The following is a 25,024-nucleotide window of genomic DNA, read 5'->3' as shown; positions in this document are numbered from 1 at the left end:
GTACGAGTCCGCCTCACCGACAAGTTGCTTTCGAGGCACCGCTGTCTCACTCGCTCATGCCGCAACTCTTTGCTCTAGATGCAATTCACTACTGACATCGAAATGGTCATGTCAGGCCGCATGATCGCCCCAGAAGAGTTCGTTGCTTGGGATAGACTCCCAAGGTAGTCAACGAGCTGAAGCGTTGCCTGAGCGATTCTGTGCCCTTTTAGAAGGTGTTGGGCAGAGGGTACGTGTCGTCGACGGACTCGCGATGCGCTTTGAGAAAAGACTGGGATTCAGCGTGATTCGGCGTCGAGATCAATCCGATTTGACACGCCGACCCACTGTCCTTTGAGAAAGGACATTCGAGAAGCTCACCCGCCTCTGTCGAGCGCGTTGGCGCGACGAAGATCTGCCGGGTTCATCACATTGACGACGTTCATTTAACGCGTTTAATGCGTATCGAAACGGTCCCTTTGTTGTCTGCAATTGCTCCCCAGTCATCGCGGCAACGCAGATAGAGATTGCCATCTTCAGTTGCGGTGAATGAGGTGGAATCTCCAATCTCGAATGGCTCTCCAAGTTGATAGTCAGCCATCACAACCCCGGTCAACTTTCCACGTCCCTCGGTTCCACCTGCAACGGTCACGGAAGGTTGGTCGTCTCCAAGAGTCCACTCACCTGTGCAGTTGATCTCGTAAGTCGTTCCGGATTTCACTTGTACGCGTGATGCTTGCCAGCCACGGGCAGACTGAACTTTAACGACCGCTTGAGTTGACCCAGCGAGCGTTTTGAATTTGGACTTCCAGTCCCAGCTGCAAAGGTCACTTCGATATCCCGGTTCCAGATCCAGCATGAACTGTCGAAATTCAAATTCGATTTCTGGAACCTGTGATCCGTAGACACTGCGGAACGATGCTTGGTTTCCATTGAGCAACGCCATTCCGAGTGGTTTGAATCGCTGCGAGTAGTTTTCATTCGTACCCAGCATGTGGCAGATTGCCCAACGCCAGGCATAGTTTTGCCACGAGTCACCAGTCTCTTCGAGCGGCCTGTCGACGATCTCCATGACAGGTCGTGGTGTTTCTGACTTCAAATAATTCAGCACTTCGATTCGAGTGTTGACTCCCTTTTCACCAGCTCGCCAATACTGCCCGACTTCTGCCATGCCTTCCGAGTACCAGACAGGACCGAGGCCACCAAACGTGACTCCGCAGTAAGCGTGGATCGCTTCATGTTGAGCGGTGCCACGGTCTGACACGGCATAGACAATCGCATCCGCATCGACTCGTGGGCCACCAATAATCGAGAGCGTCGACGTCACGGTGAGCCCTTCTCCATTACGAATCTTTGCCAGGCCTCCCTGATCGAACTTCTGCAGTTCGTCTGCCGGCCAGTTCGCCAGATTGTCGACCACATACATCTTGATTGGCTTGCGACATGGTCGGCCAAAATATTCTGAAACCAGTTTGATCATTGATTCCAAATTCTCCAGAAGCTCTTTGGCTTTATCTGGAGGCAGGTCCGTCATGACCTGAAATGTTTTGGAAGAGTAAGGACGCGGTGGACTCGCTTGAGCATGCAGTTCGGAACTCAGAATGTTCGAAAGCAGGAAACTGCAGCAGAGTCCGATGTAGAGAAACCAAGTTCGCCCCCGCGGCATTGCGAATTTCTCCTGCAAGGGAGTGTGGCGTTCATGTTGTGTTGTTTCAGAAATCAACAGCACCTCGTCACTCGCCAGTTTTTGAATTCCAACAGACACATTGCTTTGCATGATGTCCATGTCAGGAACAGACTGCCTCGTTCATTATGGGCGAGCGAAATTCGAATTGATAGACCGCATCGCTCTTATCATCATCGACTCATGTGATGACGCCTGCAAGCCTGATCTGCTTAAACGGAGTTGGCAACTCGCTTGAGGCCCTCACTGATGAACGAGATTGCCTGGCTTGCCATCGCGTCGAAGTAAGGCCACCCGTGTCCCCCATGTGATGTTGAGAGATCAGAGGTGTAAGGGATTCCGGATGAAGAAAGTTTGCTTGCCAGTCGAACGGCTCCGTCATGCCAGAATGCATCGAGTGGATCACTGCAGAAGAACTGTGCTTTCGGCCAGTTCAATGGATGCAGGTTCAAAACCACGGTGTCCTGGCGCGCCGCTTCAGAGTCAGGGTATTGGTTTTCAATACCAAACCCTCGCCCGTATGTGCGGTCAAAGTCGATCGCCGGTGAGATCGCCGCCACGACAGGAAAGCGAATTGCGTTTCGATACGCAACCTGCAAGACACCCTGCGCCCCGGTGCTGACTCCGAGTAAGGCGATGTGTGGAGGGCTGATGTTCCACTCGGATTCAATCCATTGAATGAGATCCGATGTCAGGAACTGATACGGCGTCTGTTGGGAATCAAACTCCGGTGCGATGCGATCCAGCCACCAGCATTTGGGGATCAAAGGACAGATCACAGGCAGACCGAATTGATCGAATGCGTTCGAGAACGCGGCATGTGTTCGCAGTGATTCGACCGAGTAACCATGCAGAAAAAGAATCGCGCCAGGAAATTCGGCGCGGTGTTCTGGCAGGTAGAGTTCGACAGATCTGCCTGCAATCGTTGTTGAAGACCACATGGAATCGGAGTAAATTCGTTTAAGGTGGTGGCAGTCCTCTGAGAATCTATCTCAGGTGGTGCCTGCAAATCTGGACGACTCAATGTCAATACACGCGAATTCGTGTCCGATCGCGTTCAATGTGGTGGTTGATTCGATGCAGTCGTTCTAGAATGACAGTGTACCAAGCGACAATTATTTAACGACACTGATGACGGAAAGACCCATCTCATGAAGGGTAGCCAACGCGTAATCGACGCCTTGAATGCAGGTTTGACAATCGAACTGACTGCAATCAACCAGTATTTCGTTCAGGCGAAGATGTGCAAAAACTGGGGGCTCAACAAGCTCGCCAAGCACCACTACAACGAATCGATCGAAGAGATGAAGCATGCTGAATTGCTCGTCGATCGCATTCTGTTCCTGGAAGGTGTTCCAGAGATCGCTCGTTATGACGTCATTCGGGTTGGCGACAATGTTGAAGAGCAACTGCAGAATGCACTCGCTCTCGAATTGAACGCATCCAAGACATACAACGAAGGTGCTGATCTGGCTCGCCAGGATAAAGACGCGGCCAGTCGCCAGATCATGGAACAGATTATTCGCGAAACCGAAGAGAGTGTTGACTGGCTGGAAGCTCAGCTCGACATGATCAAGATGATGGGAATTCAGAACTACCTGTTGTCTCAGGTTGGTGAAGAAGAAGCTGGCGGTCACTAAACCGTTTGCGGTCTTGAGTTCGCTAATGTGAACATCACTACGACAGAACCCGCTCCGATCATGGGGCGGGTTCTTTTTTGTAGTCGGCACTCGATTGAATACGATGTTCGAATCGCGGTTCAGGGAATGAGCTTCTTGATCGTGGCTGCGTAGCGTTTGATTGCAGTTGCAGATTCGCGGAGAAACAGGTCCGGTTCGATGGCTTCCAGTTCCATGAGGACGGGATGTTCGTCCCAATGAATCATGTCCACTCTTGCATGCGCAACTGGGTACTGCAGTTGCGCGATTGTTTTCTCCGCGAGCAGACGTTGGGCCGAGGTTGGTTCGACCTGTTCTGCGGTTCCGCCATGTTGCGCCTGAACCCGAAAGTCACCTGAGGTTGGGATCTTGCGGACAGCATGGGAATATTCACCGCCAAAGAAGATCAGCGATGTTTCCCCTTCTGTCTGAATGTTTGGTGAGAAGGGTTGAACGAGAACGTCCCCTTGTTGAGTGAGGGCGTGCAACCGTTCAAGAACATGCTCGTCTGATTTCTGACCTTTGATGATCCCGCTTGAACCAATGCCGATCGCAGGCTTTGCGATCAGCTCTCCTTCTGGAAGTTGTTCGACACTGAAACGCGATCCCCGCTCAATGAATTGAGTCGGGATCATCGGAATCCCGTCACGCTGCAGTTCAAGCAGATAGCTCTTGTGGGAATTCCAGCGAATGAGCGGCAACGGGTTCATCAGCTTTGTGACCTGATCCACTTGCTTCGCCCAGGCAAGGAACTCGGTCAAACGCTCGTGATAGTTCCATGGAGATCGGATCAGGACCAGCGAGAAGTCTGCCCAGTTGACCCCAGGTGTTTCCCAAGCCACCGCTGCGGCGGAAATGTGCAGTCGCTGTAACTCAGCAATCAGTGCGTCCATGTCCCGATCGACGTCACACATTTCTGAAGAAGTGATAAGTGCAATTGTTGCCGACATGAGACCGATTCACATAAGAGCCATATTGCCTGAAATGTCGAGCCCGTTACTCGACTTTCAACTTTGACACTCAAAACAGAATTAGCCGCACACACATTGTGTCCGGCTAAACTCTGATCTTGTTTGCGATCCGCTGCTGCGCGGATACCGGATCAACCGGAACCGGTCTAGGCTTCGCGAACGTATGCCTGGAATCGGGCGAGGAGTTTTGAAGTCACTGGCCCAGGTACTCCGGCCCCGATCGTGCGTCCATCGAGTTTTGTCACTGGAATAACTTCGGCTGCCGACCCGGTGAGGAAGCATTCGTCGGCGACATAGATGTCGTGGCGGATCAGAGTCGTTTCCTGAACTTCGATACCCGCTTCCAAAGCGAGTTCAATCACCACATTTCGGGTGATGCCTTCGAGAATTCCGGCGTCCGTTGAAGGAGTCTTCAGGATACCGTTCTTCACGATGAAGATGTTATCGCCGGTACACTCTGCAACCTGTCCCATGTGGTTCAGCATCAATGCTTCCGCACACCCGGCGTCGGTTCCCTCGATTTTGGCGAGGATGTTGTTCAGGTAGTTCAGAGATTTGATTCGTGGGCTAAGAGCGCCGGGATGATTCCGGAGCGTGCTCGCCGTGATGATCTCCATCCCCTTCTCGTACATTTCGGCGGGGTACAGACTGATCGTGTCTGCAATGATGATGACCTGTGGATGGCTGGTTCTGCGAATATCCAGCCCGAGCGAGCCTGCACCGCGAGTGATCACCAGACGCACGTATCCATCGACGATGTTGTTGGCCGCGACGGTCTCTTCAACGGCTTTGGTCATCTCTTCTGGAGAAATGGGAATGATCAACCGGATCGCCAGCGCGCTTTCATAGAGCCGGTCGACGTGGTCTTTCAGTCGAAAGACGCGTTTGGAATAGACACGAATTCCTTCGAAAACTCCATCGCCGTAAAGCAACCCGTGATCGAAAACGCTGACAACGGCCTGCTCTTTGGAGAGAAGTTGGCCGTTCATATAGATCTTTTGCGACATGGAGAACTCATCCAGAACTATTGAAACGTTGTTTGGGTGTCCCATTATGGTAATCGACGGACCGTTTTCGTCGATCCTGCGCGAGGGTTGTCATGCATTGGGAACATCAGCAACGCATGCAACTGTGGGATTCCACTCCATCGCTGCTGGATTTTCAGCAATTTCGCGACTTGCAAGAGGTTGCGAACCCGCAGTTCAGCCGGGTGGAATCGAAAGATTCGTTCGATGACCGGATTTGAATTTCTGGACCACTGATTTCCGACCGAATTCTCTCTGCTGGAGAACCTCTGATCGAGTTCAGTGGGGCCGATGCTCCGGTCGAGATGGACCGTGTCCGCGTTTCACTGCAATTTTTTGCATGAACGTGACGGGGTGGATTACTGTCAGCAATCAAATTTGATCGCAGCAGTTGCAGTTCGTCAGGCGGCTTCGCCCAGTGCCTGAATTCGTCCTTCGCTAAGCCGAACGATGCGTTGAGCCTGATTTGCAATGGCGTCATCGTGCGTCACCATGATGATTGTCAGGCGATCATCGGTGTTGAGCTTGTGCAGTAACGTCATGATTTCCTGACCGGTTCTGGAATCGAGATTTCCAGTCGGTTCGTCCGCGAGCAGCACAGATGGTCGGCCAACGAGTGCTCTGGCGATCGCCGCTCGTTGCATCTCTCCACCGGAAAGCTCGGACGGACGGTGTTTCAGACGGTGTGACAGCCCTACTTTTTCGATGATCTCCAATCCTTTTTCCCGCAGTTCCTTTCGGTTCTTCCAATACTGGAAGACGGAATGGCGGATCATGAGAGGAGACAACACATTTTCCAAAAGGTTCAGTTCCGGAAGCAGATGATAAAACTGGAACACGAACCCGAAGACATTGTTGCGCAGTTCATCACGGGTGGTTGTTGGAAGTTTGTCGATCCGGGTGCCATCCAGCCAGACTTCGCCATTATCTGGTTCGTCGAGCAATCCGAGCAGATGCATCAGCGTGCTTTTGCCGGAACCGGAGCTTCCGACGATCGAGAGGAACTCCCCGCGATACAGGGAGATGTCGACGCCTCGAAGCACAGGAACTCTGTGTTCCCCTTTGCGATAGGCTTTATCGAGCGCCTTGGCGCAAATGTGAGGTTGAGCAGAGGTCATGGGGATTGTTCTGGTCGGCGGCATGGGAATAGATGGCCTTCACAACGAGTGAGTGCGGTTCACTGAGTTCACATCGCGATGATGCGAAGAATCTTACTCATATCGAAGCGCACGTACAGGATGGAGTGCAGCTGCTCTGCGGGCAGGTAACACACTTGCCAGAACGGCAATCAACATTGCTCCCATCGCTACCCACAACACCATCGATGGGTGGACAACTGTTGGAATCTCATGGAAGTAGTAAATCGTTTCATCGAAGACTTTGCGGCCGGTAAACCATGACAGCAACTCTTCAATCTCGTTGATGTAGTAGACGAAAAGCAGTCCCAGGGCGACTCCAGCACCGCTTCCGACGATTCCCAGTGATAATCCATACGACAGGAAAACGACCATGATGCCGCGAGAGCTGGCTCCCAGAGCTTTCAGGATGCCGATGTCGCGGGTTTTTTCGACCACGATCATGTAGAAGATCGCTAGAATTCCGAAGCCTGCCACTGTAATGATCAGGAACAGCAGCACGTTGAGGATTGCAGATTCCACAGCGACCGCCTCAAGCAGTGGTCCTTGCTTCTGCTCCCATGTTCGCACCTGATATTTATAGTCCAACCCCTGACTCAATCGTCGCACGACTTCAGCGGCGTCGCGAGTATTTTTGAGCTTGATCTGGAGAGTGGTGATCGCACCTTTCTTCCAGTCCAGGTTGTCGTGAGGTCGAGTCGGGTCCGGACCAGACAGCATTCCTCGCACGTACTGCAGTTCTTCCAGATTGCAGAAGACGAGGTTTGAGTCGTATTCACTCATCCCACTTTTGAAGACGTCGACAATTGTCGCCTTGAACGGAGCAGGCTCTGGCTGACCGGCTTTAATCGTGGTCAGAATGACATCCTGCCCCGGTTTGGCCATGTACTGAGTTTTTGCCAGTCCGGTTTCACGCTCTTTAAACGGGAAGCTGATCAACCCTGAACCAACATAGATTCTGGCGGCCTGAGGGGCTTCCGGGTCATGTGCAACAGCGGGAGCGGCACTGGCAAACGGGTCCGCAAGATCTGGAGCTTCCGGGTTGGCAATTTTCGGAGTTCCACCTGCTTCCAATGAAAATTCGGACGATGCGCCGAGATTCTGAGAGGTGGCGGAGATTCCTGCAGACGACGGAGTGTTCAACTGCCGGTTAAAGTCTTCAAACTGCTTGGCTCGAATCCAGCTTGCACGGTCTTCGAGTCCTTCTTTTGTCATGCTCCAGTCGAGTGGAGCTGTCACGCTTCGCAATGGCTCGCGAACGACGACATCATTCTCTTTAATCTGCTGACGGCTCATCAGGTACGTCGCCAATGGGCTGACCTGATTCTTCGTCTCTGGAACGATTCCGACGAGAGTGACAAGGCGGTAGATGTCTTGACCCATCCACCGAAAACTCATCATTCCATAAATCTCAACGGTTGGTGTGACCGCTTCAATGTATTGGCCTGCGAGAGCGTCGACATCGGACAACAATTGTTCAGGATTGTCTGTCCCGTCCATGCTGGTGGCTTCGACCATCACGTCACCCAGTGTGGCGTGAATCCGCTCGCGCATCTGGCTGCTGAAGCCGGACATCACACTGTTCACGACAATCATGGTCGCGACACCAAGAGTCACGCTAATGACACTCGCAAGCGCAATGAATCGGGTCTTCAGATAACGGGTCGACAGCAGAAACTTATACATGTGCACTCCTTTGCGAGCGGCATCAGTGGCCGTACCACCTGCCTGATCGCCGCGAAGTGTAAAAGCATTGGAATTTTTCGTCGAGGTGAATTCTGATCCGGTCCTGTGGCAAGAATGGAGGCGAATTAGGACGAGAGTCGATTCTGTGTAACCTGCTGTTCTGCAATTGCTTGCGACTCGGTTTTTGGCAAAAGTTGGATCAGGAAAATTACCGTGTGACAACTCCAATAGAGGCCCTGAAGCACGGGCGATGGAAGCAGAAATCACGATTTTCCAAGGAATCACGCAAGGGGGAGCAGCCCAAGCTGGTCTTGACCCCGGATTCGGCGGATCGATGTCTCGGTATGGAGCAACAACGTGAGGGGGTCGCGCTAATTGAACATCAGGATGATCGGGACGAGCAACCCGCTCAGTACTGCGATCACAATCCAGAACGCCAGCAGGCAGATTTGTGAGCGGCTGAGAATTCGATTCGCCTCCGCAGACAGGATTGCCGAGTGATGGGTTGTCTCGAGCGCCGACTCCGGATCAAGCGTCGTTGAGAAGACCAGTCGTCGCGCAAGCTGAACGAATCCTGCGAGCGCAATTGCGTTGGAGGCCAGATACACAATCCAGGCCAGACGCCCAGTGACACCGGAGACTTCCAGCAAAGTCGCAATTGTGAACCAGCTTTGAAGAAATCCGATACTGAACGGCAACAAGGTGAGTGTCAGGAGCACCGTCAACATAACAGGGGCGAGCCAACTGGTTGCATGTATGCAGTTGCGTTGCGACGCTGATGTGATCGTGAGCGCGACAGCAAGCAAACCTGACCCGGCGAGATGACAGATCACAATCGGAACGAGAAATCTGGGGAAGTCGCCGGTCAGCGAACAGGCTGCAATCAGAGTTAAAGATTGTGTCCAGACGATGGCCGCAGACAGAAGTTTCCCTTCATCTGTTTGACGATAAATTAAAGCCGCAGAGAACAACGCTCCCAGCAGAAGAATTCCCCAGGTCCATCCGTGCAGGGAAAGGAACACCTGTGGCGCGATTTCAACAAGGATGCGGATTCCAAACAGCATGATTCCTTTGATCCAGATGATCAACCAGAATCGAGTCGTGCTCGGGGCGACATGAATGACACGAGCGAGCCATCCATGCAGGGGAAAACAGGCTCCCATTAAAGCAAATGCGATGAGCAGGATGAGGATGGGAAGCCCGCGGTATTCCTGCAGAAGTTCTTGTGCAGCAGGATTGTGTCCGATCGAGTCATTCAACAGACGAATGATTTCCGGCAGTGCTGTCGAGCTTGTTTTAGGAATCCCATAAGGAGCTGCCTGAACAAGTGCTGTCGTGGCAATCAGAATTCCGAAGCCGCCCATCATCAGCATGCAGCCAATCCATTGAATGGAGAGGAACAGGCCAGCAGCGAATCGGCGCGCCTCGCCTCCTTGCTGGATTAATAGCTTCGCAAGCAGGAAAGCCGATAAGAATGCACCCGTCAGACAGGAGACGACATCGGCTCCGAGCCAGAAGAGTTGCATTGTCCCGATCAGAAGCAGATGCCAGATCGCCTGACGCTCTCGCAGGTCTGTGCTGATGGTGAACAGACTTGTTGTGATGGAGACCATTGGCAGGAGAACCAGCATCCCTGTGAAATAGGGGTCCAACTCCCAGGCAATGTGATCTGCATAAGTCTGACCGGTGGCGCCGGGCAGACTCCACAGGATTCTGATGAGCGTCGATTCACCGACAATGGATTTACCGATAATGGTGATCGCCAGCATCACAGCAGACCAAAGCAGGACCAGCTGAATCCCGATGGCAATGCGGTATTGAGTGCGGCCGTGCTGAATGGTACTGGCCAGCAAAACTGTTCCCAGAAATGGAAGCAGGATCTGAAAGAGCAGCAAGTATGACGGAATTTGAGATGGAGCCGTCATCGTTGTCGTTCAGAAAAGGATAAAGGATACGTTGTTTGCGAATTCAGAACGATTCGCGGAGATCCGTTTCGGCATCATGAAGCCTTGTAATGAATGGTACAAGGATTCTTCACAAAAACGAACGGTCAATGCAGGAATCCACCATAGCGGATTTCTGATGGGCTTCCATCGGACTGACATCCTTCCCTTGCGGCAATTTAGACGTGTCACAGGAATTGAATGGGAACCCGGCGCAACTCTTTTGTGTGAGTTGACGAGGATGTGTTTGTCTCTCGTTCACATTGCAGTCTGCATGTGCTGTTGCCCTTGTGCTCTGACGGGGCAGTTCCGTGGACATTCTATGTCGGGGTTCCATGAATCCAGTTTCGATGGAATTCAAGCCGGGTGATATCGCTGCCTGCCACGGCACAGACTGGGCGAGCAAGCTGATCCGATGGGGGACAGGTTCTCTTTTTCCACCGGGAGGATTGCGTCTTGGACCATCGCATGTTGCCCTGCTGTGTCGTTGGCGTGAGTCGATGATCTGGACGGAATCAACCACCCTGTGTTCACGACCGTGTCTGATTCGGGAGGAACAGGTGGATGGGGCTCAGGCACATCAACCAGAAGATCGTATCGCAGACTATGTCGAATCCGGCGGTCGCGTGGATCTTTATCGCCTGACTCATTTTCAGCGCCTCACTCTTGAGGAAAGCCGCATGTTGACGCGGCTGCTGCTGGATGAGTTCATCCTCACTGGTCTGCGATACGACCTGGGCGGGGCGGTCCTGTCTGGCACCCGAGCATTTCAGCTGTCGCGGCTCTTTCCCAGTGCGAATCTGGAAGAGATTTTCTGCTCCGAACTCGTCGCCGCAATTGTGATGCGATTGAACCGGATGAACCATTCGAATCCATCGCGATTCAATCCCGCTCGTCTTCTTCGAGAACTGGTGCGAACGGGGAAATATGAGCGTGTTGCTTCGATTGATCGGAATGGGGTGCGACGTTTCAAATCGCAGGGAGGCAGAGATGAATAGTCGCGATGCGATTGAGATTTCTCAGCGACTGTGCATCACCATGTTGGTGCTGGTCTTTCTCATCCTGATCCCGTTTCAAAGTGTCGTGACTGCGACCAATTTCGTTTGCTCCGATCCCGAAATGGGTATGGCAGCCGAGCAGGCTCGCACCCGTTCTGCGATGTTTTGGACTGGAAGGACGTTGCCGGGGCCGTGGTTCCGGCCCTGCCCGATCAGTTTCAAAGTTCGGTCGCAGCCTGGTGGAGGCCATACGCAGTTTCGCTTTGAGAACGGCGAGGTCTCTGGCTGGATGATGAATGTCATTGGGGATCGTTCTGAACTCTTGCAGGATGTGATTCCTCACGAAGTCGACCACATGGTGCGCGCGTCACTTACCCGCAAGCCGATTGAGCGATGGATTGATGAAGGGTGTGCTTCTCTGCTGGAGTCGCCAGCGTCACATGAACGCCTGCGAACGATTGCGGGTTCCATACCTGCGTCAATCTTCTCCGACGAATGGCTGGAACGGGCGGAGTATCCTCAATCGGCCGAGGAGATACAGCATCTCTATGCCGGTGGCTTTTCTCTGGTTGAATACCTGCTTTCTTGTCGACCTCCACAGGTAATGATTGCCTTTCAGAAGGATGCCGGGACCGTTGCGGAACGATTGCAGCGGCACTATCAGCTGACCCCGCAGGGATTGCGATCCGGCTGGTCACAGAGGCAAATCACGTTGCGTTCCAGTCGATGCCGGGATGTCTGCTGTCCTGTTCATCAGGCTGGTAGCGAACCTGTGCCTCGGCCTTCAACTGGTCAGCAATCGGAGGTGTCTGGACGTCCTCGGCTTGATGTCTGGTCGGCCAGTTGGTGTGGAGCGTGTCGGCGCTTTCGGTCAGATTTGAAGCAGTCTCCAGCGTTTCGCCAGCAGCTTGAACTCCACTTTGAACTGCACTGGCATGACGCAGATCAGGAACAGGGGCTTGCTCGCCAATTGCAGATTCAGGCTTTGCCGACATTTCTCACCCCTGATCGCCGTTTAACCGGATATCAAGGGACGGACAAACTGCTGCGAGAGCTTGGAGTCGCGCATTCAATCGCGGAACCGATTTCCAATCGCGCGATCCCGGAATCCGTGCCGTTGCCGCGTGAGCAATCCCCAGAAGTTGAGCCTGCGGGGCAACTTGCTGTGACGCATCCGTCGGTTTCCCCTCCCAGTCAACCTGCCGTGATCTCCTTCAGCGACTCTGCCGGTGTTCCTCCGATGGCCGAGCCACCTGGTGAATCCGCGACTGCGCTACCAAGTTGGATTGGCGAGGTGTTGCCGTGCTCGCTGACGATGTTGGAGTGGGCTGGAGTGATTGGGGGAGCAACAGCAACAGGCGGCATCGGCGGCGTGCTGATCACATTGTTGAAGGGGCGACTTCAGCGGCGTTTGAGAACTTCCCTCCAGACGCATTCCGCTTCTGAAAGGAGCAGTGTTGGACAACCTGTTCCCTTTCCCAGAGAGCTGGATGAAGCACGTGAGTTACTTGAACTCCGGCAGTCAGAGGGACGTGTGGCAGTACTTGATGCGCTGCGAGGCCTATTTCTCGACGACGAACTCCAGAAGGTCGAAAGTTCGTCCAATCCCCATGAAGTTCAAGTCGCAAGAAGGCTTCGTGAGGCGATTGACACCCGAGTGGCTGAGATTGCGCCGCTGAGTTGCCCCTCTGTCGGTCAATGATGTCGACCGAAATCAACTGGAGCATTTCCAGAAAGAAGACAGCGTTTCTGGCACGCGGGATTCAGTCGTTCTTCCGTCGAGAAGGCTGCTGCGTGACCACTGGATAGACCGCGATGGTCTCAAAGGATGAAGTGATGCCCATTGGAGATCCTGCAAAAGAACAGTTTCGCCGAGCAATTGTCACGCTGCGAAACCTGCACATTGTGGCTGCGCTGTCACCATTGTTTACATTACGCGCCGAGCTGTTAGCGAACGATGAGCTTTCAGATCGCGGCGGTTTTGATGATCCCACACAGTCGCATATGAAATCACACTTGATGCATTGTGATCGCTGGCGTCGCCGTGTGACTCATAACCCGGATCAGATTGACCTGGGAGATAAAATTGAACGGGCGGTCAACCAGAATGCGGTCATCGAACTGGGAGAAAGTCCGTTTGGCGGCGACGATATTCAGAACCAGTCAGGCGGGCTGATTGATCTTCCTTATGCGCTGGATGGTTCAGATCCGGATATTCCACTGCAGTCGCAGATCAAGCTGAAAAGCACGAACGCACTGGTGTTGCTGGGAGCGATTGATAAAGCGATTGTCGCCTGGACCCGCTTGAACAGTCGGGACCGAACTCGCTTCATTACTCGCTTTGATTCTATGCGGATCTATGGAAATTATCAGGAAATTCTTGGATACCTGACAGCTTTCGGCGGTGACGACAATCGGGTGGATGTTGCTCAGGTTCTCCCATCAGAGGAACCACTTGGCCCGGCGGACAGCCCGAATCGTCGCAGCGAATCGGTTAACAATGCTGCGACAATCATGTCCGATGTTACGAAGACGTAACAATAGAGGACCGTCGTCAGGTTTCATGAGATGGAAGCCCGTTCAACGAAAGAAGCCACACCGGAAATCGGCGTGGCTTCTTCTCTTTGAATACTGAAATTCTGACTGGCGACTATCGATCGTCCCGGTTTCCGCTGAGAAGTCCGAGTTTGATGATCCAGTACACAACGATCAGAATGGCCTGCAAAGTTCCGGCCACATATGTCCAGGCGGCGGCGTTCAGCACACCGGAGACTGCCTGAGATCCATACCCATCGACAACTCCCATTTCATAAAGAACCCGCTTCGCTCGGTTACTTGCATCGAATTCAACGGGCAGATTGATGATCTGGAAAGCTGCGGCAGCGGCAAACCCACCGATCGCAATCCACATGAATGTCTGGCCGTAACCTGCCTTGGCGAGATCAATCGAAAACGCCGGCAGCAGCATCCCCAGCACGAGGAAAATCATGAACCAGATGGGGCCGAACTGTGCCGCAGGGACTGCCAGATTTCGGATCACCAATGGGGCGTATCGTTGTGCGTCCTGAAGTGCGTGCCCCGCTTCGTGAGCAGCAATTCCAACGGACGCGGCTGTGCGACCTGAGTACACATCATGACTGAGCCTCAGAACTTTCTGAGTCGGATCATAATGGTCTGAAAGATGGCCTTCGACCTGTTCGATCTCCACATAATCAAGACCGGCATCATCCAGAATCCGGCGCGCGGCCTGAGCCCCTGACAGACTCGTCGGCACTTCCATTCCGCGAGCGTAGGCTGACTTGATCCGCATCTGCGCCCACATCATGAGCAGCATTGCAGGTGCAAGTATCACAAAATACATGGGATCGAATATCGGCATCATCGGAACGTGAATATCCGTAATTGTCTGAAGGTGAAAAGTGAATGGTCAGTGTCCGGCGATTGCGAAAAACCGGACATTTTCAGACCTCATTCCATTTTAGACTCGCGATTGAATCTGCGAAGTCTGAATTTTAACGAATCCGTCATGTGAGCGGATCAAAAAAAAGCAGGGGTGATCACCAATTAAGGTCATCACCCCTGCTCTTGTTTCCGGGAATGTTCTGAGAGGGAGCTATTCGCTTCGCACGCTCTTCGAATCCTCGGCCCGATTAAAATTTGCAGTTCGCCGATCTGAGAGTTTCTTTCGAATGGCTCTCAGATCCACTGGCCCTTGAGGCACTCAACTCTGAATAAGGAGACGGATCACCCTGAATTGGCAGAGAGATGAACTTTCTGTGAGCACCCCGAAGGGCAACGGACATTGTTCAGCAACATGCCAAATCAGAGTTAAACGTCATTACTTCTTGGCTGAGTTCTTGTAAGAAGAATTCAGGTGATTCAGGATTGGATCGGTGATGTCGTCCTGTGGCTGGTAGAACACAACCTGGCGGTTCATGTTCTGCAGGATGGCCTGTGGGTTGCCAGATTCAGCAACGTCACCACGGTTGAAGCGGATGACCAGGGTGTACTTGTAGTAAGAAGCGTAACGGTTTACGACTTCCTGAACTTCCAGGTAGATGGTCTTGTAGACTTCAGCCTGCTGGCGAACGATCTTCTGCTGTTCGACCTGACGGAAAGTTTCCAGTTCGGTCTTCAGCTTGATCAGTTCAGCTTCGATCTTGGCGAAATCAGGGCTTCCTGGCTGCAGACCTTGCAGCTGAGCCTGTCCCTGCTTTCCTTTTTCCATCATCGCCTGTGCTTTGGCTTCTGCTTCTTCAGCAGCTTTCTGCAAGCCGGCGGTCTGATCTTTGAACTTTTCATAGTTCTTGAAAATGTGTGCCATATCGACCAGGCCGATCTGATGAGGCGCGGCACCAGCAGCAGCTGCTGCTGGACCTTCTGCTTTCGCAGTTGCCTGAGTCAGGAAAAGGCCGATCGTCGCGAGGGCGACAATAATTGGGTTGCACTTCTTCACGGTCACTGCACTCCTTTGCGATTCCGTTGTGCCGGCGCTTCCTGCGAAGGATTCCTATAGTGCGCTCAGGCGGGGCGAATAGACTTAGCTGAATTTTCGGTGTGTTTATCGGGCAATCATGCCCTTGTGGAGCGGAAATCTCTCAAGTTCGTCGTTTTGGGTCAATCGGAATTGTTCAAAGACTGGCAAACTCACGAGTTGGCCCGTTTTAACGGCAGTTCATGCCGATGGATCAACCAGCGACCGGGTTTACCAAAGTTCCGATGTGATCTATCTTTGCGGTCACAACGTCGTTCGGTTTCAGGAATCGTCCCTTCGCTTTTCCAACCCCTGCCGGAGTGCCGGTGCAAATCACGTCACCGGGGTGCAGCGTTACAAAGCTGCTGATAAATTCGAGAATATCTCGGACCGGAAACACCATATCTCCTGTTGTTCCATCCTGTTCCACCTGTCCGTTGACAGACAGAACCATTCTCAGATCTTGTGGATCGGCACATTCATTTGCTGGCAAAACGCAGGGGCCCATCGGGCAGAACGTGTCGTGCCACTTACCGTGTTGCCAGTCAAAGAAGGTGTCTCGAGGGCGTGGGGTGCGTTGTGGATTCGGTATGAATGCCCGATCCGAGACGTCATTGACGACGGTGTAACCTGCGACGTAGCCCAGTGCTTCATTGGCTCGAACTTGAGTACAGGTGCGTCCGATGATGACTCCGAGTTCGATTTCCCAGTCGATTTCATTGGGAGAGATCGACGGAATGCGAATTGGGTCGCCGGGGTTGGTGAGTGTCGAGTTCGGCTTCATGAAGAGGTAAGGAAACGTCTGGTTTCGTTCCGCCGCCTTGCCGCCCCCTTCGCGAATGTGATCGGCATAGTTTCCGGCGAGCAGAATGATCTTCCCCGGCGCAGCAACAGGGACCAGCAGCTTGAGCACGTCCGCAGGTGTCCCGCACTGCTGGATGACGTCTGCGGTGATGGCTTCTTGCAGTCGCTGAATTGCTGCAGCATGTTTTCCGCCGGGAAGCAGATCCAGAATCGTCTCGGCGGAGACGGGTGCCTGTCCTGTTGCCAACGCTGCATCCGAGACGGAGACAACGGTTGCATCGTCAACGCAAAAGCCGAACTCTGAACGACCATTCTTCTGAAATCGACAAAGTCTCATCGGGTGTGCTTTCTGGCTTGATGAATCCAGTGGACCGATTGCTGAGAGATGAATTCAGTGATGAATTTTGACAGAGAACACAAGGATCGTCGATGCACTTTCAGGATGCCCCAAAAGCAGGACGTCTTATTCGACCATCAGGTTTAAAGTCGTCCGCTGCGGAGAATACCCCAGATCAGCCAGATACCGAGAAGCCCAGAGAGAATAAAGAGTGGTGTTGCGAACCAGATGGCCTGAATTGGTGCTGAACGCAGGATGAGTGCGGTGGCGACAACCAACGCTGATATCACCATGCCGACCACCAGACGATTACTTGAGCGATCAAACTCGGTAATCAGCCGATCCAGTCCACGGTGTTCCAGTTGCAATTTCAGATCATCATGACTGGCTTTGTGTAGTGTTTTCTCCAGATGAATCGGCAGGTTGTGGAGTGACTGAGTGACCAGCCGCAGATCGGCAATCGTTCTGTCATACAATCGCTTGGGGCGAAATCGATCTTTGATCAACTTCTCAACAAATGGAGAGAGAACCTCGGCCATATTGAAGTTCGGATCAAGTCGTCGTCCAACACCTTCCAGCGTGATGCATGCTCGGATCAGCAGCATCAGTTCGCCGGGGCATCGCAGTCCATGTGTCGAAAGAATCGTCAGGAAGTCATTGAGCATATTTCCGACACTGAGTTGCTCAAGCGGGATGTCATAGTATGTGTCGAGAAAGTCACGGACATCGGCGCGGAGAAGAGTGGAATCAATGCTGGGGGAGGAGGGATGCCCCAGGGATGTGATCACTCGAATCGCCCCGTTCACTTCGCGTCGAGCAACGGCCACGAAGAGATCGACAAGTTGCTCGCGTCGATCGTCATCCAGAAAGCCGACCATTCCAAAGTCGAGCATCACGATCGAGCCATCTTCTCGCACTCGAAGGTTGCCGGGGTGCGGATCGCCATGAAAACGGCCCAGCTCAAAGGCCTGCTTCAGAAAGATCCTTGCTCCATTGATCGCCACCTGAGCCGGATCAACCCCTAGCGATTTAATGCCCGCGATATCGGTGACTTTCACGCCGCCGATTCGCTCCATCACAATCACGGCGTCAGTTGTCAGGTCTGCTTCAACGATGGGGATATGAACGCGCTGATCGTCCATAAACCAGCGTGAAAAGTCCTGCATCGACCTCGCTTCACGCAGAAAGTTCAATTCGCGCCGAATCGTTCTGGAGAAGTATTTCACCAGACCAGTCGGATCAAACGATCGCGATTCAGGAACATGCTTTTCCAGCAGCTGCGCCAGTTCCATCATCAGGTCGAGATCACGTTCGACCACTTGCACAACACCGGGGCGACGGACTTTGACGACGACTTCATGTCCGGTGTGTGTCGTTGCCAGATGAACTTGAGCCAAGGAACCGGCGGCAAGCGGGGTATCGTTGAAGTACGAGAAAATCTCGGAGATCGGTTTGCCGAACTCTTCTTCGAGAACACGTTCCATCCCGGATTCAGCGAACGGGGGAACATGTTCCTGCAGCACTTCAAGTTCGTCGATGACATCGGCCGGGATCAGATCTGGGCGTGTGCTGAGTACCTGACCGAATTTGATGAACGTCGGCCCGAGGTCTTCGAGCGCCATGCGAATCCGTCGCGGGGTGGTCATCTGTTCCATCGCCTCACGGCGTTTACGGAAGATGAGCCGTTTGCCCCAGTTCAGATAGGGAGCGAGCCCCAGACGTTGAAGCACATCGCCGAATCCGTAGTTCAACAGGACGGTCGCAATTTCGCGACCGCGATTGAGGTTCTTCAAAAATCGAAGCGGATATGGTTCCACAACAACGCAGCCTAGCCTGACCAACTGTGAAATGCTGGGTCTCATTTCACTAACGATGAAATATCCTGTTCCATCATCGTTGGTCGAGATTTCACGGCTGTCAATTCTGGTCGCGTTACTTGGAGAGTTTTTGCTTATATGCCTCTGTATCGCGCCGATATTCCGGAGGAATCGGGCGATTTCCAGACCCAAAGCTCTGAGATGCTTTGCGTTCGCGGTCTCCACTCCCACGCATCTGCTCGCCGGAGCCGGTTTGCAGGCCTTTGAGAATGGATTCGAACTGGCGTCGGGCGGCTTCAGATTCGGCGGAACGATCGGTGCCTGGGTCGGCGAGTCGTTCTTCCAGTCGATTCATAAACCGATCAAGATCCTGTTCGGTGAAGCCGAGTTCTTTCATCAGTTCATCCGGCTTGGCTCCCCGATCAAGTTGCTGCTTGAGTTGCTTCAATGCCAGTTCGGTCGCCTTTTTGCGATTGGCGATATCAGCCTGATCTGGTGTCAGCAGGTCGCTGGCTCCTTCGCTGCCGTTCGTTGCGTTGGACGGAGCCTGATTGCTTCCGACTCCGCTTGGACGTGCATTGCCAGCTTCCCCCCCTGGCTGTTGAGAAGGCATCCCCTCCTGTCCGCCGGGTTGAGTTCCAGCTGGAGCCCCCGATGGATTGCCGGGCGTTTGCTGCCCCTCTTTTCCACCTTGTTGTCCCTGCTGTCCTTGCTGCTGCCCACCCTGTTGTTGTCCGCCCTGTTTCTGGTCGCCTTGCTGTTGAGGCATTCCCTGCTGTTGGTTCTGTCCCGGCCGACCCTGGTCATTGGCGTTCTGTCCTTGGCCCTGTTGCCCTTGCTGTCCCGGCTGGTTCTGATTCTGTTGATTCATATTGCCAGGCTGCTGTTGCCCGGGTTGATTTTGGCCGGGTTGCTGCTGAGATCCGTTCTGCGGCATCTGTTGAGAATCTGGTGCCATCGGAGAGTTCGATTCCCCGCCGGGTTGGCGCTGGTTCATCGAGTTGCTGTTCCCCGGCTGTTTCGGAGATCCTTCTGAAGGCTGCCCCTGCTGCTGAGTTCCAGACCCTTGATTTTGAGAGTTCTGTCCCGGCTGACTTTGGCCCTTCTGATTCTGTTGACCGGGCTGTTGCATACCGCCGGGTTGCTGCTGCTGATTAGGCTGCTGCCCGGGTTGCGATTGCCCGTTCTGAGATTGCCCCTGCTGGGGTTGTCCCGGTTGAGACTGTCCCGGTTGTTGCTGTCCCGGTTGTTGCTGTCCCGGTTGTTGCTGTCCCGGTTGTTGCTGTCCCGGTTGTTGCTGCGAAGGCGGATTTTGGTTCTGCCCCTGCTGGCTCATATTGCCGGGTTGCTGTTGCCCTGATTGGTTCTGCTGAGACTGATTCTGGCCTTGTTGATTCTGGCCTTGTTGATTCTGGCCTTGTTGATTCTGGGCAGGTTGATTCTGGGCAGGTTGATTCTGTCCGTTCATCCCTTGCTGATCTTTTGGCTGCTGGTCTTTGGATGGAGTCTGCCCTGGCTGTGACTCCATCGGCGCGTTCTCTGGGCGCTGCATGCCGTTTGGAGAATTCGAATTCTCACCCGGCTGCGGTGTGTTGCGATCAGCAGGTGATTGAGAAGGGGACTTCTGGTCTCCGGATGGTTTCTCTGAAGAGTTGTTGGTAGCAGAACCTTCTTTACCAGACTCTGTCGAATCTGGTTTCTTTCCAGACATGCCACCCTCTTCGCCGGGCTTCCCTTTGTCACCCTGCTCGGTTGGTTCGTTCTTCCCGGTTCCGTTTGGAGATTGTTCGCTTTGAGAAGGGCGATTCATTCCATCGGAGTTTGGCTTATCAGGAGAGTTGTTATCAGGCTTCTGCCCCATTGTGTCCTGGTTATTGGGAGCATTCCCCGGTTGGCCAGCTGGTTGATTCTTCTTCTTCTGCTGTTCACCTTCTTCGCCTGATGGGGAGTCCATCGGTTTCTTGCCTTGATCGCTGCCTGACTGATCAGGCGACGATGGCTTCTGCATTCCGGCACCGTCTTGTGGACGGTTTCCATCCTTCTCACCTTCCTGAGACGGAGTAGGAGCTTGCCCCGGTGCTTTCTGTTGCCCGCTTTTACCTTCTGCATCAGGCGCGGGGTTTGAATTCGAACCTTCCGGCTTTGGTGCATTCATGCCATCCGGTGAACGCTCTTCCCCCGGCATCTTGCCATCGTTTCCTTGTGGAGGAGTTCCGTTCGGCTGTGGGGACGACTGCGGTTGATCACCTTTCGGCTGATCTCCGCGTTGTTCAGGTTTCTTTCCTTCGTTCTGCTTGCGGCTCCAGTCGAGCAAACGCTGGAGCGCTTGATCCTCGCCCACTTTGTCTGGACGTGGCTCATTTGGAGACTGAGTGCCTCTATTTTGGCGATCACCAGCAGGCCCCTGCGGGGTTCCTTTCGGATCCTGCATCTCACCTTGTTGAGGCTGTGACGGATTCTGAGAGTTTTGCTTGCCAGAAGAATTGCCGGTCCCTTGCTGGTTCCCGGAAGGCATCCCTTCCTGTCCAGATTCGCCCTGAGCCCCGTCTTGCGGAGTGGATCCCTTCTCGCCGGGCTGCTGCTGCGGTTGCTTTTGTTGAGGCTGCTGCTGTTGAGACCCTTTTGGCTGGTCCTTTTGCGCATTCTCACCAGCACTGTCCTGCGGCATTCCTTCTTGTGGCTTTCCTTCCTCAGGTTTGCCCTCTTGCGGTTTGCCTTTGTCCCCGCCTTCGCCGTCCTTCTGCTGCATCTGTTCGCGACCCGGCTGCTGTTGCTGCTGGTCTCGATTCTTTTGCTGCTCTTTCGGCTGATCAGGCTGCGGCTCCTGAGGCATGTCATTCATCCGTGGCCGCTCATTTGGATCTGCCTGTTGCAACTTGTTCTGCAGCTCTTCATTTTGCTGCTGTTCGAGCTGTTTCTTCTCTTCAGGTGGAACAGGGGCAACGACGGTCAGAGTGATGCGCGGGCTGCGACTAATGTTCTTTTGACGTTTGCCGAATGGTTCGAAATTGTCTTCGGCTTCGACAAACAACGCGATCTGGTCGCCTGGCTTTGCGTTGAGCTTAGAGACATCGAGCTGATGAACGGTCTGGTACTCTGGCACTTCCGGAGGTGCGGTAAACAACGGTGGCGGTACGAGGAGATCTTCTCCATTCAGCTGAAGCTTGAGAGAAACTCGTCGCAACAGGAAGTCAGGATCGCGAGCGGTGAGTCCCACTGGAATCGTGGCGTTCGCCGGAACAGATTGGTCACGTTCTGGATGGACGAGAGCAACTTCCGGCTTCAAGTCCGGGCGTACTTTAATGCGATAAAGAGTCGGTTGTGGGTCCTTCTGATTCCGTTCATTCCACACCTGCACATGGAAGTAGCGAGCGAACGTTCCATCATCACGGAACTTCAACTGCCATTTGGCCGAGAGTCGGTCATCAAGCACCTGCATTGGGTATGCTTCGGCGGTCTCTTCGATCGTCTCCTGATCCGAGCAGTAAATCACAGCTCGTTTGATCGGCATGTTGGGGCGGGCTGTGACAGTGATCCAGGTTCCTTCCCATGCGTCAATCACACTGGATTGCTGCGTGGTTCGTTCCAGTCCCATGTACTGTGGGTAGTCGTATGTAATCTCGGTCACTTCCGCCGTGGGAGGCTGATTGACCCGAATGTCATAGCTGCGAGTGCGGGTGTCACCGGCAGCAATGTGGTACTTCACATCGCTCAATAATCCACGACCGGCATCACCGGTTAAACGCGTTTGAAAGAGGTTCTGCTTATCTTCAACTGGCCGCATCATCAGCGGTTCGTTCACAAAACGACGATCTGCCGTTGAGAAGAAGAGGGTCACTTCCGGTGGAATGTGACCGCCCAACTCAACCGAGACGTTCAGCTGATCGCGAGCGAGGACTTCGGTATCCCCGGGTTTGACTTCCAGAATTTCAGTGCGAGTTGCTGCTGCAACTGACGAAAACGGCATCAATGCACGCCAGAGCGTTGTCGTCATTCGCTTGGGGGAAAACAGCGTGTACAGACAGAAGAGCAGAACCAGACCCAGCAGCAGATATGCCACCTTCATCAGAAGCCGACGATCAATGGCTTCGTCGACATTCGTCTGGGCAATCTGTTGAGCGGTCCTCTTCTCCAGCGCGGAGAGAATGGATTGCGGAATCTCACGACCGGAGCGACGGAAGTCCACCCAAGTCATGAGGCTGCTTTTAAACTCCGGGTGAGTGCGTTCGATCTCTCGCGCGGCATACATGGCATTGATGCTGCGGAAGTAGGGGAGAAGAATCTTCCACCCGACCCAGGTCACGACTGACGCCCCGAGAATACTCAGCAGCACGACGCGCATGGTCGCGCTGAATCCCCCGGGGATGATCCATTGATCAAAGATGGCGAACAGCAGAAGGTAGCCGGTGATCAGAGCGCACAGGGTGATCCCACCGATCATCAGATCGGTTTGGTGAATCCCGGCGCGTGTCTTTTTCAACTGGTACTCAATGTACTCGTCAAAATCGACGTACTGAGACGAGGTCCCGGTATTCGGCCGTTCCTGTTCTGTCACCGACATGGCTGTACCCCAAATCAGACACGTTGATTCGAACAAGTCGATCCGACGTTGTCTGACGATCTGGCCTCAATGTTCTCGCTGGAGTCTGTCAATACTGGCAGAACTCTCCCCGGCCCGCGAAGTTCATCTCTCACAGGAATTGAAATCGACAGTTTTCACCTTGCCAATTCAGTCCCAGATCTCTGTTCGCCCTGAACTCAGCATCGAAATGACCAACAGTTCTCATTCCGACGCGCAATTCTGGCGAAAGGTTCCAATTGATATGGTACTCAACAACTTCGCGACCGTGAACGCGTGAATCGGCCTGATTTCACAGATCTCCTGCAGAGCCCAGCGAATTCAGAGGGTTGTTCTGTCCGCTTTAAGTTGCGTTTCTGTCGAGCCTTGAGGCTTGTTCTCGCAGACTTTGCGCTCGACTCAACTGGTCTGAATTCAGTTCGAAATGGAGTTGCCCATTCAATTCATGGCAGGGAATGATGCGTCGAGTTACTCTCATGTTGGCGTAGACAGATGCGATCGCAAGCTGATCTAATCAACAGACTTCAAGTGACTTCGGTTTCGATTTTGGAAGGATGTCGTGATGAACTGGGCCCATCGGTTACCTCGATGTTGGACGATTCCGGCTGCGATGGTTGTTTTTCCATTGATTGCTGCGGAACAAGTCGCCGCACAATCGTCTCGCCGCCCTGCTCCGCCACAGGCCAATGCTAAGGTCCTTGACCAGCAGGCGGACAAAATCATGACTGATTACCTTGCCGGATTGGCCGATCTGGCTGGGAAGTACGAAGAGGCGGGAGACAAAGAAAAAGCGATCGGGATGCTGAGCTCGATCCTCAAGATCAAGCCGGATGCGGACGTTGTAAAGGCCCGAATCAAGACTCTTGAAGAGTCTGTGTTCAAAGGGAATGAGATTCTGATCGATGTGGAAGCCGGTGCAGGCTGGGTTCAGACTGGCCTGACGGTCACAAAGGACAAGCCTGTTCGCATCGAAGCAGATGGCACCTACCGTGTCTCGCTCAGCGAGCAGTTGGGGCCGAATGGATATCCGTCTAATGACATTACCTTTGAAGTCATCGACAACGTTCCGTTTGGAAGTCTGGTTGCACTTGTCGGAAAAGGACCGACACCTGGTGGGCGCCGCGGCCAACAGAAAGATGGCCCTCAAGTGGTGGCAGTTGGCAACGAGAAAGAGTTCTCACCCAATCAAACCGGGCAGTTGCTGTTGAAGATCAATCTTCCGCAATCGGCCAAAGGGAACGGAAAAATCAAAGTGAAAATCTCCGGAAACTTCGAACGAAGCCGGTAGAGGCACGCTGACATTCAGAACCCTATTCACAAGATGCCAATGCAGAAGGCGGACTCCATTTGGAATCCGCCTTCTGTATTTATCAATGAGTTTGAAGCAGAGTGACTGAGTCAGTCACATGACAGCCCGAACCGGTCTAATCAACGTTGAACTTGAAGTCGTTGGTTTTTCCGTCTTCAACTTTCACTGCAAGTCCTGAAGTATTTGGGTTCGAATACTTTTGAGGAACCAGGTACTTGGTTTCGCCAGCCTTCGAAGTGTTCAAGCTGCTTTCAGAGAGTTCGCCCCCTTCAACAACAGTCTTGGAAACTGTCACTTTGAATTGGGTTGGGATGGCACCATCACCACTTTCAAACGTCATCAGTTCAAATGTGCCGTCATCTTTTGTCAGGCCAATGGCTCCCACGTCAGTGGAAGAGACTGGAACAAACGACACTTTGGCTCCGGCAACCGGTGCACCTTTTTGGGAGACAGTTCCCGTTACCGGGACTGTTTTGGGACGGTTGGTTGGCTTCTTTTCGCCACCGCCACATCCGGCAATGCTCATCACGACAATCATAAGAACAAGAGCTGCATGGCGCATGTTCGAGTACCTTCGAGCGGACATCCGCTTCTCTAAAAAGTTGCAAAAGAAATCGTTCTCGG

19 protein-coding genes are annotated in these 25,024 nt (G+C 53.3%); 6 read left to right on the top strand and 13 right to left on the bottom strand.

The features are described 5' to 3' along the window. Positions 1-421 precede the first annotated feature (421 nt). Both SH527x_RS14980 and SH527x_RS14975 read right to left on the bottom strand, forming a co-directional pair. Complete coding sequence (locus tag SH527x_RS14980; protein WP_437191487.1) at positions 422-1,756, bottom strand: hypothetical protein; 1,335 nt, start codon at positions 1,754-1,756, stop codon at positions 422-424. Positions 1,757-1,875: 119 nt separating this feature from the next. Beyond that, positions 1,876-2,604, bottom strand: coding sequence for an alpha/beta hydrolase-fold protein (locus SH527x_RS14975; RefSeq protein WP_437191486.1), 729 nt, complete (start codon positions 2,602-2,604; stop codon positions 1,876-1,878). Positions 2,605-2,814: 210 nt separating this feature from the next. Between SH527x_RS14975 and bfr the strand changes: the two genes are divergently transcribed. Further along, the gene (gene bfr / locus SH527x_RS14970; RefSeq protein ID WP_437191485.1) at positions 2,815-3,303 is read left to right on the top strand and encodes a bacterioferritin; all 489 of its coding nucleotides are present in this window, start codon (positions 2,815-2,817) and stop codon (positions 3,301-3,303) included. A 119-nt stretch (positions 3,304-3,422) separates the two neighbouring features. On the opposite strand, the gene SH527x_RS14965 is transcribed toward bfr, so the two are convergent. Beyond that, a complete protein-coding gene (locus tag SH527x_RS14965; protein WP_437191484.1) occupies positions 3,423-4,271 on the bottom strand; it encodes an ATP-grasp domain-containing protein in 849 nt (282 codons plus the stop codon). 167 nt (positions 4,272-4,438) lie between these two features. Beyond that, complete coding sequence (gene ilvE, locus SH527x_RS14960; protein WP_437191483.1) at positions 4,439-5,299, bottom strand: branched-chain-amino-acid transaminase; 861 nt, start codon at positions 5,297-5,299, stop codon at positions 4,439-4,441. A gap of 92 nt (positions 5,300-5,391) precedes the next feature. Between ilvE and SH527x_RS14955 the strand changes: the two genes are divergently transcribed. After that, positions 5,392-5,538 carry a hypothetical protein gene (locus tag SH527x_RS14955; RefSeq protein ID WP_437191482.1) on the top strand — a complete coding sequence of 49 codons (147 nt, stop codon included), beginning with the start codon at positions 5,392-5,394 and terminating at the stop codon, positions 5,536-5,538. Positions 5,539-5,718: 180 nt separating this feature from the next. On the opposite strand, the gene SH527x_RS14950 is transcribed toward SH527x_RS14955, so the two are convergent. The 3 genes from SH527x_RS14950 to SH527x_RS14940 form a co-directional block, all read right to left on the bottom strand. Then, complete coding sequence (locus SH527x_RS14950; protein ID WP_437191481.1) at positions 5,719-6,435, bottom strand: ABC transporter ATP-binding protein; 717 nt, start codon at positions 6,433-6,435, stop codon at positions 5,719-5,721. Between the two features lie 93 nt (positions 6,436-6,528). Next, the gene (locus tag SH527x_RS14945) at positions 6,529-8,139 is read right to left on the bottom strand and encodes an ABC transporter permease (protein WP_437191480.1); all 1,611 of its coding nucleotides are present in this window, start codon (positions 8,137-8,139) and stop codon (positions 6,529-6,531) included. A 371-nt stretch (positions 8,140-8,510) separates the two neighbouring features. Then, positions 8,511-10,064 (bottom strand): hypothetical protein, encoded by a 1,554-nt coding sequence (locus SH527x_RS14940; RefSeq protein ID WP_437191479.1) that lies wholly within the window; start codon positions 10,062-10,064, stop codon positions 8,511-8,513. 353 nt (positions 10,065-10,417) lie between these two features. Here SH527x_RS14940 and SH527x_RS14935 point away from each other — a divergent pair, with 353 nt between their 5' ends. The 3 genes from SH527x_RS14935 (at position 10,418) to SH527x_RS14925 (ending at position 13,618) form a co-directional block, all read left to right on the top strand. Next, complete coding sequence (locus SH527x_RS14935) at positions 10,418-11,080, top strand: hypothetical protein (RefSeq protein ID WP_437191478.1); 663 nt, start codon at positions 10,418-10,420, stop codon at positions 11,078-11,080. Continuing rightward, complete coding sequence (locus SH527x_RS14930) at positions 11,073-12,782, top strand: thioredoxin family protein (protein ID WP_437191477.1); 1,710 nt, start codon at positions 11,073-11,075, stop codon at positions 12,780-12,782. Before SH527x_RS14935 ends, SH527x_RS14930 begins: the two co-directional genes overlap by 8 nt. Positions 12,783-12,895: 113 nt before the next feature. Continuing rightward, a complete protein-coding gene (locus SH527x_RS14925) occupies positions 12,896-13,618 on the top strand; it encodes a hypothetical protein (RefSeq protein ID WP_437191476.1) in 723 nt (240 codons plus the stop codon). A 112-nt stretch (positions 13,619-13,730) separates the two neighbouring features. Here the strand turns inward: SH527x_RS14925 and SH527x_RS14920 are convergent, their stop codons facing one another. The 5 genes from SH527x_RS14920 to SH527x_RS14900 all read right to left on the bottom strand — a co-directional run bounded on the left by SH527x_RS14920 (position 13,731) and on the right by SH527x_RS14900 (position 23,073). Next, positions 13,731-14,441, bottom strand: a complete 711-nt coding sequence (locus SH527x_RS14920) for a zinc metallopeptidase (RefSeq protein WP_437191475.1) — start codon at positions 14,439-14,441, stop codon at positions 13,731-13,733. Between the two features lie 477 nt (positions 14,442-14,918). Next, positions 14,919-15,536 (bottom strand): OmpH family outer membrane protein, encoded by a 618-nt coding sequence (locus SH527x_RS14915; protein ID WP_437191474.1) that lies wholly within the window; start codon positions 15,534-15,536, stop codon positions 14,919-14,921. A 232-nt stretch (positions 15,537-15,768) separates the two neighbouring features. Next, entirely contained in the window at positions 15,769-16,695 is a 927-nt protein-coding gene (locus SH527x_RS14910; RefSeq protein WP_437191473.1) for a fumarylacetoacetate hydrolase family protein, read from the bottom strand. Positions 16,696-16,838: 143 nt separating this feature from the next. After that, on the bottom strand, positions 16,839-18,557 hold the full coding sequence (locus tag SH527x_RS14905; RefSeq protein WP_437191472.1) for an ABC1 kinase family protein: 1,719 nt from the start codon (positions 18,555-18,557) through the stop codon (positions 16,839-16,841). Between the two features lie 70 nt (positions 18,558-18,627). Next, positions 18,628-23,073: a hypothetical protein gene (locus SH527x_RS14900; protein ID WP_437191471.1), complete on the bottom strand. Its 4,446-nt coding sequence runs from the start codon at positions 23,071-23,073 to the stop codon at positions 18,628-18,630. Positions 23,074-23,653: 580 nt separating this feature from the next. Here SH527x_RS14900 and SH527x_RS14895 point away from each other — a divergent pair. Next, the gene (locus SH527x_RS14895) at positions 23,654-24,379 is read left to right on the top strand and encodes a hypothetical protein (protein ID WP_437191470.1); all 726 of its coding nucleotides are present in this window, start codon (positions 23,654-23,656) and stop codon (positions 24,377-24,379) included. 136 nt (positions 24,380-24,515) lie between these two features. Here the strand turns inward: SH527x_RS14895 and SH527x_RS14890 are convergent, their stop codons facing one another. Next, positions 24,516-24,962: a hypothetical protein gene (locus SH527x_RS14890; protein ID WP_437191469.1), complete on the bottom strand. Its 447-nt coding sequence runs from the start codon at positions 24,960-24,962 to the stop codon at positions 24,516-24,518. Positions 24,963-25,024: the final 62 nt, after the last annotated feature.

This window comes from Planctomicrobium limosum (assembly GCF_051465645.1).
GTDB lineage: Bacteria > Planctomycetota > Planctomycetia > Planctomycetales > Planctomycetaceae > Planctomicrobium.
This window is presented reverse-complemented; position numbering and strand designations above follow the sequence as displayed.

Coding starts and splice junctions, on each gene's coding strand:
- ilvE (WP_437191483.1), bottom strand. CDS start 5,299: ATGTCGCAAAAGATCTATATGAACGGCCAACTTCTCTCCAAAGAGCAG.
- SH527x_RS14905 (WP_437191472.1), bottom strand. CDS start 18,557: ATGAGACCCAGCATTTCACAGTTGGTCAGGCTAGGCTGCGTTGTTGTG.
- SH527x_RS14895 (WP_437191470.1), top strand. CDS start 23,654: ATGAACTGGGCCCATCGGTTACCTCGATGTTGGACGATTCCGGCTGCG.
- SH527x_RS14935 (WP_437191478.1), top strand. CDS start 10,418: ATGAATCCAGTTTCGATGGAATTCAAGCCGGGTGATATCGCTGCCTGC.
- SH527x_RS14955 (WP_437191482.1), top strand. CDS start 5,392: ATGCATTGGGAACATCAGCAACGCATGCAACTGTGGGATTCCACTCCA.
- SH527x_RS14950 (WP_437191481.1), bottom strand. CDS start 6,435: ATGACCTCTGCTCAACCTCACATTTGCGCCAAGGCGCTCGATAAAGCC.
- SH527x_RS14890 (WP_437191469.1), bottom strand. CDS start 24,962: ATGCGCCATGCAGCTCTTGTTCTTATGATTGTCGTGATGAGCATTGCC.
- SH527x_RS14940 (WP_437191479.1), bottom strand. CDS start 10,064: ATGACGGCTCCATCTCAAATTCCGTCATACTTGCTGCTCTTTCAGATC.
- bfr (WP_437191485.1), top strand. CDS start 2,815: ATGAAGGGTAGCCAACGCGTAATCGACGCCTTGAATGCAGGTTTGACA.
- SH527x_RS14975 (WP_437191486.1), bottom strand. CDS start 2,604: ATGTGGTCTTCAACAACGATTGCAGGCAGATCTGTCGAACTCTACCTG.
- SH527x_RS14930 (WP_437191477.1), top strand. CDS start 11,073: ATGAATAGTCGCGATGCGATTGAGATTTCTCAGCGACTGTGCATCACC.
- SH527x_RS14920 (WP_437191475.1), bottom strand. CDS start 14,441: ATGTATTTTGTGATACTTGCACCTGCAATGCTGCTCATGATGTGGGCG.
- SH527x_RS14910 (WP_437191473.1), bottom strand. CDS start 16,695: ATGAGACTTTGTCGATTTCAGAAGAATGGTCGTTCAGAGTTCGGCTTT.
- SH527x_RS14965 (WP_437191484.1), bottom strand. CDS start 4,271: ATGTCGGCAACAATTGCACTTATCACTTCTTCAGAAATGTGTGACGTC.
- SH527x_RS14925 (WP_437191476.1), top strand. CDS start 12,896: ATGGTCTCAAAGGATGAAGTGATGCCCATTGGAGATCCTGCAAAAGAA.
- SH527x_RS14945 (WP_437191480.1), bottom strand. CDS start 8,139: ATGTATAAGTTTCTGCTGTCGACCCGTTATCTGAAGACCCGATTCATT.
- SH527x_RS14980 (WP_437191487.1), bottom strand. CDS start 1,756: ATGCAAAGCAATGTGTCTGTTGGAATTCAAAAACTGGCGAGTGACGAG.
- SH527x_RS14900 (WP_437191471.1), bottom strand. CDS start 23,073: ATGTCGGTGACAGAACAGGAACGGCCGAATACCGGGACCTCGTCTCAG.